13 protein-coding genes are annotated in these 11,456 nt (G+C 44.0%); 5 read left to right on the plus strand and 8 right to left on the minus strand.

The window, feature by feature from the left end; genetic code table 11:
• Positions 1–28 precede the first annotated feature (28 nt).
• The 6 genes from ENLAB_RS03605 to ENLAB_RS03630 form a co-directional block, all read right to left on the minus strand.
• Positions 29–1,363 (minus strand): PTS sugar transporter subunit IIC, encoded by a 1,335-nt coding sequence (locus ENLAB_RS03605; RefSeq protein WP_015509292.1) that lies wholly within the window; start codon positions 1,361–1,363, stop codon positions 29–31.
• 100 nt (positions 1,364–1,463) lie between these two features.
• On the minus strand, positions 1,464–2,498 hold the full coding sequence (locus ENLAB_RS03610; protein ID WP_244352669.1) for a LacI family DNA-binding transcriptional regulator: 1,035 nt from the start codon (positions 2,496–2,498) through the stop codon (positions 1,464–1,466).
• Between the two features lie 141 nt (positions 2,499–2,639).
• Complete coding sequence (locus ENLAB_RS03615) at positions 2,640–3,242, minus strand: hypothetical protein (RefSeq protein ID WP_244352671.1); 603 nt, start codon at positions 3,240–3,242, stop codon at positions 2,640–2,642.
• On the minus strand, positions 3,239–4,099 hold the full coding sequence (locus ENLAB_RS03620) for a carbohydrate ABC transporter permease (protein ID WP_005225484.1): 861 nt from the start codon (positions 4,097–4,099) through the stop codon (positions 3,239–3,241). Before ENLAB_RS03620 ends, ENLAB_RS03615 begins: the two co-directional genes overlap by 4 nt.
• A complete protein-coding gene (locus tag ENLAB_RS03625; protein WP_244352672.1) occupies positions 4,099–5,010 on the minus strand; it encodes a carbohydrate ABC transporter permease in 912 nt (303 codons plus the stop codon). Before ENLAB_RS03625 ends, ENLAB_RS03620 begins: the two co-directional genes overlap by 1 nt.
• A gap of 132 nt (positions 5,011–5,142) precedes the next feature.
• On the minus strand, positions 5,143–6,459 hold the full coding sequence (locus ENLAB_RS03630; protein WP_008379010.1) for an ABC transporter substrate-binding protein: 1,317 nt from the start codon (positions 6,457–6,459) through the stop codon (positions 5,143–5,145).
• Positions 6,460–6,700: 241 nt separating this feature from the next.
• Here ENLAB_RS03630 and ENLAB_RS03635 point away from each other — a divergent pair, with 241 nt between their 5' ends.
• Positions 6,701–7,219, plus strand: coding sequence for a cysteine hydrolase family protein (locus tag ENLAB_RS03635; protein ID WP_244352673.1), 519 nt, complete (start codon positions 6,701–6,703; stop codon positions 7,217–7,219).
• A gap of 55 nt (positions 7,220–7,274) precedes the next feature.
• Here the strand turns inward: ENLAB_RS03635 and ENLAB_RS03640 are convergent, their stop codons facing one another.
• Positions 7,275–7,559 (minus strand): hypothetical protein, encoded by a 285-nt coding sequence (locus tag ENLAB_RS03640; RefSeq protein WP_026008050.1) that lies wholly within the window; start codon positions 7,557–7,559, stop codon positions 7,275–7,277.
• Between the two features lie 287 nt (positions 7,560–7,846).
• Here ENLAB_RS03640 and ENLAB_RS03645 point away from each other — a divergent pair, with 287 nt between their 5' ends.
• The 4 genes from ENLAB_RS03645 (at position 7,847) to ENLAB_RS03660 (ending at position 10,612) form a co-directional block, all read left to right on the plus strand.
• Entirely contained in the window at positions 7,847–8,980 is a 1,134-nt protein-coding gene (locus ENLAB_RS03645) for an alcohol dehydrogenase catalytic domain-containing protein (RefSeq protein WP_244352674.1), read from the plus strand.
• A 28-nt stretch (positions 8,981–9,008) separates the two neighbouring features.
• Positions 9,009–9,344, plus strand: a complete 336-nt coding sequence (locus ENLAB_RS03650; protein WP_077452782.1) for a YrhK family protein — start codon at positions 9,009–9,011, stop codon at positions 9,342–9,344.
• A 28-nt stretch (positions 9,345–9,372) separates the two neighbouring features.
• The gene (locus ENLAB_RS03655) at positions 9,373–9,588 is read left to right on the plus strand and encodes a DUF378 domain-containing protein (protein WP_008379021.1); all 216 of its coding nucleotides are present in this window, start codon (positions 9,373–9,375) and stop codon (positions 9,586–9,588) included.
• 181 nt (positions 9,589–9,769) lie between these two features.
• A complete protein-coding gene (locus tag ENLAB_RS03660; RefSeq protein ID WP_244352675.1) occupies positions 9,770–10,612 on the plus strand; it encodes a hypothetical protein in 843 nt (280 codons plus the stop codon).
• 63 nt (positions 10,613–10,675) lie between these two features.
• Here ENLAB_RS03660 and ENLAB_RS03665 read toward each other — a convergent pair whose 3' ends face one another.
• Entirely contained in the window at positions 10,676–11,455 is a 780-nt protein-coding gene (locus ENLAB_RS03665; RefSeq protein WP_244352676.1) for a sulfite exporter TauE/SafE family protein, read from the minus strand.
• Between the last annotated feature and the right edge of the window lies 1 nt (position 11,456).

An 11,456-nucleotide genomic window follows, 5' to 3' on the forward strand; every position in this document is an offset into this window, starting at 1 on the left:
CGTATTGCATTCCTTTCGGTTTCTTGGCTTATCTTTCTTCTACCCTTTGATTGATCGTCTCAGATGTCGCTTGTTCATTTAATGCCGCTTCCGCTTTTTCTTCTTTCAAGTACCCGCGATCCATTACGATCAAGAATGGCACCCAGATCAAGGTCATAACGGCAACCGTCACTAACTGTAAGATTGCACCAGCAACAGAACCCGTGCCTAACCAACCAGATAAGAAGACTGGGGTCGTCCAAACCACCGTTGCTCCAATTGGTCGTGGCACCAAGCCTGCGGCGATCGCAAAGTAAGAGATCGTCGTACTGGCTAATGGCGCTAAGATCCATGGGACAAAAGCGATCGGGTTCAAGACGATCGGCAAACCAAAGGTCATCGGTTCAGATACGTTGAAAACAGATGGCGCGATCACGGTCTTCATTAATTTTTTCATCCGAATCGAACGAGCGATAAAGAAGGCCATTGTAATCGAGATCCCCAGCTGCATTCCTTGATTGACGAACACGCCCATAAACGTAGTGTTAATGATATGGGGCAATTGTTCAGCCCCTGCTTTGTAAGCTTCATAGTTTTCAATCGCTAACGCATTCATGATTGGATCGATCACCGCATTGACCACTAGTGTCCCGTGAATCCCAAACCACCAGAAGAATTGGGTGAACAAGACGGCGATCAGTACTGCTGGCAACGTACCGCCTAAGCCCATCAATGGTTTTTGCAAAATCTCATAAACGAAATCAACGGCATTGCCCCATGAAGTAAAGGTGAACAAGTAGCGGATCAAATTGAAAAGGAACAACGGTGCCGCACCAGGAATGATGGCGACAAATGATTCTGCGATCATTGGCGGAACCGAATCTGGCATTTTGATCGTCAGCCCAGCCGCACTGATTTTGCAATAGATCTGCGTAGCGATAATGGCCGTGATGATTCCAACAAACATGCCCTCAGCCCCTAATTTCGACAAGGGGATCACTGTACCTAACTCTTCGGATGAGCCAAAAGGCAGCAGCATCAAAAACGAAGACAGTGAGATGGCACCCGCAAATAATTTGGCTTGTCCATACTTGCCAGCCAACTGATAGCCGATCCCAAAAACAACGAAAATAGCGGTGATACTCATGGTCGCATTTCCGATAGGACCAAAAAAGTCGTTTAGAAACGTGATGAATCCCTCTGGAAGTTTTTCCGAGAGTCCGAAAGTAGCAGGCAGATTTTGAATAATAATCATAATTGACGCAAACATTGTTGCAGGAAAAGCGACCATAAACCCATCACGAAGACTTAACAAGTATTTGTTGTTGGCAATGATCTGAGCAAAAGGCACCATCTTTTCGGCTAATTTATCAATAAACTTCATTTCGTTTTCTCCTTTATTTTTAACTGTAAACGTTTACTACAATCAGTATAGTTGTTTAGTTAATGTTTACACAACCCCTAAAATAAAAAAAGATCAGACGTCACTGATCTTTTCCGGTAATCGATTCTCTAATGATCAATTCACTGCCACAAACGACGCGAACAGGCATCGTCCGCACCCCAAGGATTTTATTTTTCGCTAATTCGACACTCATCTGCCCCATCTCTTCAGCTTTCATCTTGACGGAAGACAGTGCGGGCGTCATAAATTGCGCCATTTCGATATCATCAAAACTAACGACTGACACATCTTTAGGAATCGATAGCCCCGCTTCAGCGAGTGCCTTGTAAACCCCGACAGCCATAGGATCGCTGGCAACGACGATCGCTGTGGGGCGAGGATTCATTTGCGCGATCTGCTGACCAAAATGCAAACCAGTCTCTGGTGACCATTTCCCCTGCAGCACGGTTGTGAACTTTTCCAATTTATTGAGCAGCATCCATTGGCGATAATTTTCTGCTCGAATCTCTTGTTCATCGTAAACGACTTCGCCAGAAATCGTCACTCGGCTGGCAACACCGCCCACAAAGGCAATATTCTCATGGCCCTTCTCTTTTAACAACGTGAGGATCTGGTGAGTCTTTTGGGCAAAATCGGTTTGGATGCAATCGTAGCTGGGTGCTTCACTATAATTATCCACCAGGATAATATTGGCATTTTGCTGACTGATTTCTGCCAAAGCATCGCTGGTCATCTCTCCAATAATAATGACTGCGCCATACTTCGCCAATTGTGCCAAATCTTTTTGAGGCTCCCGCATGGAAAAGGCCCGAATCGTTTTTAAGCGCCACTTCGCCGCTTCTTTTTCGATCCCGTTGCGGATCATCATAAAATACGGATCGTTTCTTTCCGACTCTCGATCGTGGCGGGTAATGATGGCAATCGTGTTTTGGTCGCCGACTTCACGGGAATGGGGTTGATTTTTTTCTTTTGAATAATTCATTTGGTTGGCGATCTCAATGACTCGCTGACGCGTATGTTCATTGATACTGAAGGTTTCATCATTGTTAAGGATTCTAGAAACACTTGCTACCGACACCCCGGCTAATTTCGCGATATCTCTCATACTTGCCATAGCTGCACCTCATCTGTTTACTGTTTACTAAATTTACATTCAGCATAGGCATAATTTTTGACCCTGTCAACCTTCTTTTCACAAAAAAACCGAAACTCCTTAGCTTTTCACTAAGGAAGTTTCGGGATACCCGTTTGTTTTCTATTTGAGCGCTTGGTCACAGAGCAAGACATTGACTAAATACAAGGTGCTGATCCCTAAGACCAATAAGTAGACTGGACCAAACAGCAAAAAGGTCAAGACAAGCGTCACTGTTGCTAAAAGATGCGCCAGTACTCGTTTGGGTGAACGAGCAAACTGGTAAAAACTATAAAACAATGAGCTGGGCTGCTGCGGATAGGTGTGAAGCAGCCTCGTTTGATAAAGTAAGACCAAGCAAAACAAGCCAAAGGTGAACGCTAACTCGTAACTAGCGATCTGAAACAGCGGGTGCTGCAAACGGCTAAAGATAAAGCTGTCCGCCAAAAGCAGCAGGAAGAATAGACTGAGCAAACGGTCTTGCCCTTTTCTTGTTGCCCACTGCTGATGAAATGCTTGCTGAAAATGAGCTTTGCTGCTTGCCACCAAGCCATCGTTACGCAGTTCCGTCAACGTCTCGATCAATGCTCGACTAGCGGTGGTACTGGTGATCAAAGGCAAGGAATACAACAGCCACATGCCTTGTAAAACCAGTAAATGCGGAAGCCAGTTGATGCCAGTCAACAGCGCTTGGTTTAAGCGTTGCGGGGTAACTTTTGTTCTCATCCTTTGGAACCTCCCGTCAGATCCATTCCCTCAATAAAGTAGCGTTGAGCGAGGAAGAACAGCAAGATCGTCGGCAATAGCACAAGCGTTGCTCCTGCCATCAAGTAGTTCCACTGGGTCGTTGATTGGTTTTGGAAGACTTGCAGGCCAATCTGCAGCGTGTACTTTTCTTGGTTTTGAATATACAGTAATGGTCCTAAGAAATCATTCCACGCCCCATTGAAGGAGTTGATGGCAATCGTGATCAGCGCGGGTTTCGTCAATGGGATCATTAGATGGCTCCAAATATAAAGATGATTGGCGCCATCGATCTTAGCGGCTTCGATCAATTCATTGTTAACGGACAAGTAAAACTGCCGCATCAAGAAAATGTTAAAGGCGTTCCCGAAAAACGCTGGAACGATCAGCGGCAGATAGGTGCCGACCCAGCCGATTTTGGAAAACAAGACATATTGCGGGATCATCGTCACAAAGCCAGGAATCATCATCGTAGACAAGACGAGGGCAAAGATCAGATTTTTTCCTGGAAAGGCCAATTTTGCAAACCCATAAGCAATGAAGGAATTTGATAAGACATTCCCGAAGACCACTAAGACGGTAATGAATAACGTATTTTTTGCATACTGCCAAAATGGAAAGGCGTTGATAGTCTCCAAATAATTGCCAAGATTGATTTCTTCTGGGAAAAAGGTCGGCGGGTAGCGCACGATCTCCTCCATCGGTTTCAATGATGTAAAGACCATCCACAGCAACGGAATCAGCAGCACGATCCCGATGATCGACATCACCACATAGCTGATGATTTTTTTGACTCGCTGTTGGCTTGATTTGCTTCGTGTTTTTGTCGTCATTTCCATTAGCTGCCACCTCCGGTATAGTGAACCCAGCGCGGTGCCAGCTTGAGATTGATAAAGGTCAAGACTAAGACGATCAAGAACAAGATCATCGACATGGCCATCGCATAGCCCATATCAAAGGCGACGAAGGCTTTGTTCCACATATGCAAATTATAGAAGAGCAGCGAATTCGCCGGACCACCGGTACCATTTTTGGTCATCACGTATGCTTCTTGGAAAATTTGAAAAGAACCGATCGTAGAAGTAATCACATCATAGAAGATGATCGGCGTGATCAACGGGATCGTAATATTTTTGAATTTCGCCCAGACTCCCGCCCCATCGATCTCAGCCGATTCATACAGTGTCGGCGAAATATTTTGCAAGGTAGCTAGATACAAGAGCATCGCGCCCCCTGAACTCCAAATCTTCATCAAAATCAACGCTGGTTTCGTCCATTCGGGATCAAACAGCCATGCCGGACCTTTGATATTGAACCAGCTCAAGAAGGTATTGATCAATCCTGCGGAAGGAGATAATAATTGCATCCATAAGACGTAGACGGCAACCCCTGAAAGAATCGCTGGCAAGTAAAAGGTCGTTCGGAAAAAACTGATTCCGCGGATTTTTTGATTCAATAAAGTGGCTAGAATGACACTGAACAACGTTGTCAAGGGAACATTGAAAAGTACAAAATACGCCGTGTTATAGAGAGATTTCCAAAACAGGGTATCTTGCGTGAACATGCGGGTAAAGTTCTTAAAGCCGATAAAATTCATTTTCGAAGTCAGATTGTAATCGGTAAAGCTTCCTACGAAGGAAAACAGCATGGGCCCCAACATAAACACCACGAACCCAAGCAAAAATGGCGCTACGAAGAAGTAGCCCCAAAGAGCTTCTTGCCGTTTACTTTTTGAACGCTTCTTTGGCATTCCTTCCACTCCATTCTATTTTTACTCATTGTTTGTTCAAGAAAACATGTCCGCTTCGCAAAGCAGAAAGCAAAGCCCAGTCCGCTAACCGACTGGACTTTCCTTCTTTTTTAAAAACGCTCGTTTTGAAATTTATTTGTTTTGCTCAACAAGATCTTCCACCGCTTTTTGCGCATCTGCCAACCCTTCAGCCGGTGTTTTACTGCCTAGCATGATTTGGTCGATTTGTTCATTGACAAGACTGCTGAAGTCAGGCGCTGTCAATGGCACAGGCGTGATCACCGTGTTGGCAAAGTTTTCATCCGCCATTTGGTAGATCATTTGACCATTTTCATCTAGATTGTCGTTGTTGACCAAGTTTTCGTTGGCTGTCCGATTCGCCATGATATCAAAGCTCTTCTCACCAAATTTCTCTTGAACTTCTGGTGTCGACAAGTATTTGATAAACTCATAGGACGCTTCAGGATCTTTGGCACCGTATGGCACTTCTAAGACGAACCCGCCACCCCATGACCAGTGGCCAGAGCCACTTTCTTTTTCAGGAATTTGAATGACCCCAAATTCAAAGTCATCTGGTGCATTTTCCGCCAAACTTGAGTAGTAGTTGATGTTTTGCGCACGCATCGCCACTAATCCAGAAATGAATGGATCGGCAACCCCTGAACCAAATTCAGCTTCTAAGCGATTGATGGTATCTTGACCATAATACTCTTGCCAGTCTAAGATCCATTCCAACGCTTCGACTTTGTTGTCTGTATCGATTTTGACGTTCTCATCCTTGTCAAACCAGCTGACGCCATCGTCGGCATTCAACGCCCACACGTCAGCGCCTAAATTCCACAATGGGTAAAAACCGATCCGCTCAAAATCATCACCGTTTTTGACATCTAATTTACGAGCAACTGTTTCTAACTCCTCCCACGTTTGTGGCAGTTGCTCTTCACTGATACCAGCCTCTTTAAAGAGTGTCTTATTGTAGAAAATCACTTGCGTATCTGTATTGAAAGGAACGGCATAGGCATCCCCTTCGTACTCCACTGTATCCCATAATTGCGGATAAAATTCATCAGAAAAGCCCTCTTCAATATACTCGCTTAAATTCGTTGCTTGCTGCGCTTCTGCCCGCTGAGCAACAGAATTGATATCTTGTACAATAACATCAGGCGGATTACCAGCAGTGATTGACGACAGTGATTTTGTCCAAATATCGCCCCAAGGCTGGTAGCTGTATTTGACCTCGATTTTATCTTGTGACGCATTAAAATCATCAATAATTTCTTCAATTACTTCTTGTCTTGCACCAGACCCCCAGAAGGACCAAAAATCCAATGTCGTTTTGCCATCTGCTGACTCATTCCCCGAGGAATCAGCGGTTTCACTGTTGCCGCATCCTGCCGCCAGTACACCAACTGAAAAAAGCAAAGTCCCCATATAAAATAACTTTCTCATTTAACCTAACCTACTTTCATTTATTTTTAATGTACTATTTAAAAGCTATCACTACTTCTTCTTTTCAGCAAACAAAAAGCATCGTTATTCGAATAAAAAAATAACATTTTTGCCGTTTCACGATAAGAAGAGCGTTTTCTTTGAAAATATAAAAAAAGTGGGGCATCATAGAAATAGCACCTATTTTTCAACCTCACGTCAGACCATTAAAAAACGATGTTTATAGAAAGGGAGTAACCACATGCTAGTCATTGTCGATATGCAAAACCAAATTCTCGATGAAGAGAACGAAGCGTATGTGCCAGATGGCGCTGCTCTCGTCAAACGAATCGCCAAGCGCCTAGAACAAGCGCGGGCGGATGGGGAGTACATCTTACACACCCGCGACATCCCAATCGAAGTCAAAGGAACGCCTGATGAAGAAGCCGCTGCCCTGCAGCTGATCCCAGAACTTAAGCCTCTCGAAAATGAAAAAGTCGTCAAGAAATACTATTACAGTATTCCACCTGAAGTCTTGATCGACATCAAGAAAAATCTATTTGAACCTGAAGAAGAAAAGAAAATCGAAATCACTGGTGTTGAAACCAACATCTGTGTCCTTTCCAATACGATCGAGATCCAAAGCGCCTTTCCTGACGCTGATTTCACCATCAATAAAACATTAGTCGCTGGTAAAAACCACGAGTCGCAAGGACTCGACATCTTACGAGATTTCAATGTCCAAATCCTTGATGGCACAAAACAAACCAATGACCAATAGGTAACGAAAGCTCCCTGTTCAAGGAACAGAGAGCTTTTTCAATTTGATTATTGATTTAATTCATTGAGCCATCTAATAGCTCGGTCGGAATTTCAATCCGAACCTCATTTTCAGTCTGACAGTTTGGACATACGAAGGTTCCTTCGATGGCTTCCTTCACTTCCCCGTAAGCGTAATGAATAGCGATTTCATCTTCTGCCAATTCATTCGTTTCCAACGGTGGTACCATGGTTAATTGCCCCTCGCTGTCTTCTTGTAAATGAACGACCAGCTTCCCATCAAAGTTTTCATTGCAATTGGTGCAGGAAGCTTTTCCTCGAATCGTTAGATCCATGATCATCCCTCCTCATTTCTTGTCACTGGTTGATGCAGGTTCCGTTAGATACTCGTAACGCATGCATACTTCACTTTAATAGTGTCACGCTTTCACTTTTTTAGCAAATCATCTGTTTTTCTTTTTTTAAACCATTGATGAAGAAAAAACAAATCAACCGTTTTGAGCGTTTTCGTTGTCAAATCGTTAAAATCCTTGCAGAATTAAACTATCTGTTACTGAAAAGTAAAAACATGTTGTTGAAAAAATTAGTGATTGTCCGAACTTATCTGAACAAACAAGGAGGAAAAATGATGCAAGCAGTAACCTGGCAAGGAAATCAAAAAATGGACGTTCGCCGTGTAGAAGATCCAACGATTTTAGAACCGACGGATGCGATCATCCGAATCACCGCAACTGCAATCTGCGGCTCTGATCTCCACCTTTACCACCATGGCGGCTCTGTTTTGGAAGAAGGCTATGTTGTTGGTCACGAACCAATGGGTATTGTCGAAGAAGTCGGCAGTCAAGTACAGAAACTAAAAAAAGGCGATCGCGTCGTCATCCCTTTCAATATCGGTTGCGGCCATTGCCACTTTTGTCAAAATGAAATGGAAAGTCAATGCGACAATTCTTCAGAAGATACATTGTATGGCGGCTTATTCGGTTTTGGAAAAATGAACGGCAACCACTGGGGCGGTCAAGCCGAATTCTTGCGCGTACCTTTCGCAGATTTCACCTCGTTTATCGTACCTGAATCCACGATCCCTGATGAAAAAGTATTGTTTTTATCTGACATCTTACCAACAGCGTATTGGAGTGTCCAAAATGCTGGCGTCAAAAAGGATGATACCGTGATCGTCTTAGGCTCAGGACCAGTTGGCTTGTTTGCCCAAAAATTTGCCGTGATGGCAGGCGCTAAGCGGGTGATTGCCGTGGACCCTGTTGCTCATCGCTTAGAAAAAGCCAGCAGCTACAATCAAGTCGAAACATTCCAGTTGGATGATTTGGCTACTAGTGCTGATGAACTGTATGAGCTGACCAAAGGTGGCGCTGATGTGATCATCGACTGTGTTGGGATGGATGGTTTAGAACCCGTCAAAGAAAAAGCCAAAAACCTACTCAGCTTACAAAGTGGCACGATCTCACCGATCCAGATGGCCGCTAAGGCAGTCAAAAAATTTGGTACCGTCCAAATCACTGGCGTTTACATGACTCCAGCTTCTTCTTATCCATTGCAAGAATTCTTTATGCGCAACATTGATGTCAAACACGGGCAAGCACCTGTGATCCATTTAATGCCGAAAATTTATGACATGATTGCCGATGGTTTGTTTGACCCGTCACAGATCATCACCCACACGATGCCTTTAGCAGATGCTGCCAAAGCGTATGAGATTTTTGACAAAAAAGAAGACAAGAACATCAAAGTTGTCTTGAAACCTTAGCACAAATAAAGGAGCAGTGATAGCACCTATGCCAAAAATCAAACGGAGTGAACATCAATTCGATCCGGGAAAAGAAGAAGATGTGATCATCAAGGCAAGCCGCTTTCGCATCTACTTTCAAAATCGCTACATGTTGATCTCACTTACGAATGATATTTTGACGGGCTTGTTTTATATTTTCGGAAGTATCGTTTCATTAACTAGCTTGCCTGCGATTTACGGAACGATCGCCTATTTGATCGGCGGAGTCTTTTTGACCATTCGCCCGCTGATTAAAATCGTTCGCCATGTCTATATCTATAATGATCGCAATCAACAAGGGGAGAAAGAAAAAGATGTCACCATCACCGACGATGAAAGTTGATGGGAGGACAACTAGAGAGGAGTTTCCTATGTTAAAAACATTTGATGGGATCGCACTGACCCTATTGATCATCGGTGGGATCAATTGGCTGCTGGTCGGCGCCTTCGAGTTTGACCTTGTCGCAGCCATCACCGGCGGCAGCACGTCGATCATTGCCCGCGTCATTTATATTTTAGTTGGGATCAGCGCATTGTATAGCCTGAAATTCTTTCCAGCTATCGCCCGCCAACAAACACTCGACTAAATGAAAATAAAACCTGCATCTGCGGTGTACTGACCCAAAAAAAGTTAGATTTTTGGTCTAACTTTTTGAGGTCGCATCTGCGGATGCAGTTTTTTTGTCTACAATCATTGAAAAAAAACACCAGTTGTACTACTCTTGTATTTAACCTGCTATTTTCGAAAATATAAAAAGGACGTGACTCATGACCCCACCTACTAGACCCTCGCTGATACGTCGGATACTCGGTCGGATGCTTTTGCTATTGATTTTCTTATTTATTCTAAGTATTATTGGCGGAATTATTGTTTTAAATAACCTCACCATCGCGGAAAATTGGTTTGGTCTGAATGAATACCAAGTCGTTGAAACCAGGCATCAGATCATTCGTCTGTTCCCCTACTTTTGGGTAGCAGGGATCCTGCTGGTCTTTTTGATCGGTCTGATCATCGGCCTCAAAAAACGCAAAAAATCGCCATTTTACTGGTTATTCTCATTGCTCTTGCTGCCAGCGATTCTCTTTTGTATTGGCGTAGTTTCCACCTTTTTACCTGTAGACCGCCAACTATTTCGAGAAGAAACCAGTGCCAAAGAAATTATGGCGGCGCTGCCAAATCAATCTTCATTCAAGAACAAAGAGCTGCAACTGGTCAGCTATAGTTTTCACATCCGCAATGTCCCGCTAAAAAGCGGCATTTATGCAGTTGCACGAGTGATCAATCCAAACACAGGCCTGCAAGACGAGTATTGGTATTACCCAGAAAATCTGTTGACCAAATGGAAAAAAGACGACGATACGATCGAGCTTTCGATGGAAGATACCATTGCCTTTGATGCCATCGACTGGGGCGTCATTCCCAAGATCATCAAGGATTCTGAGGCGCGAGCAGCTCAGCTGGATCACTATGTCCCTGGCGTCAGCATCGTCATTTTAAACGGCTTCCAAGGCGAATGGACTTGGACCGTTGGGGTAAATGGGATTCGTAATCGCACCGAGATCAATTATGTCTATGATCTCAAAGGAAATTATCAATCCGAATGGCAATAAAACAAGCGGCACCTATCCACGAGGAAAGGTGCCGCTTTTTCATAGTTAAGCAAGCCGATTGAATTAGAAAAATAGTTGAATGCCATTGTAAATATTGATCAGCAAAACCAAAACGATCACTGTTTGAAAAACCAGTGTCACCCGCTGGGTCGAAAGGACATTGCTTGCCTTTGCCCCGATGAGTCCCCCAACAATGGCTGCCGGAATGACAAACCATAAAACCTTGAGGTCATATAGACCAAAACCTGTCGAAAAAGCGATCGTCAAAATTTTTGCCAGCTGTGAGAAAAAAATCGTACAAATTGAATAAATCGTCGCCTCTTTGATCGGCATGGCAAATAGCAGCATCAATAAAGAAACATTGATGGGTCCGCCGCCGATCCCCAGCAAACTGGCTAGAAAACCGAGAATCAAACCGCAAGCTGCATACCAGCCGACTTTTTCCAACGCAAACCCGCGCCAGTTATATTTTGTATACAAAAAAGCAAACAATAGTGTCAGCACGGTCACAAGGATTTGGATCAGCTGAACCATCTTGTCGTCTCGAAAAACCAGCAATAGCTGTTCAAAGGCAACATTGCCTAAAACACCGCCTAACACAGCACCACCAGAAACCCACAAGGCAATCGACCAATTGATTTTCCGTCCACTGGCTAATTGTCTAGCTGTCGAAACGATGGACATCGTGAAGACCGCTGTCGCCGAGTAAAAAGAGATCGCAGCAACAGAATGGGCGCCGATAAAATCGAAAATCGGTTTGATCAATACACCACCACCCATACCCGAAACTGCACCTACTGCATTCGCCAAAACAATGACAATAAAATAGATAAACCCTATCACT

This window comes from Enterococcus innesii (genome assembly GCF_022846515.1).
In the GTDB taxonomy this organism is placed as follows: Bacteria; Bacillota; Bacilli; order Lactobacillales; family Enterococcaceae; genus Enterococcus_D; species Enterococcus_D innesii.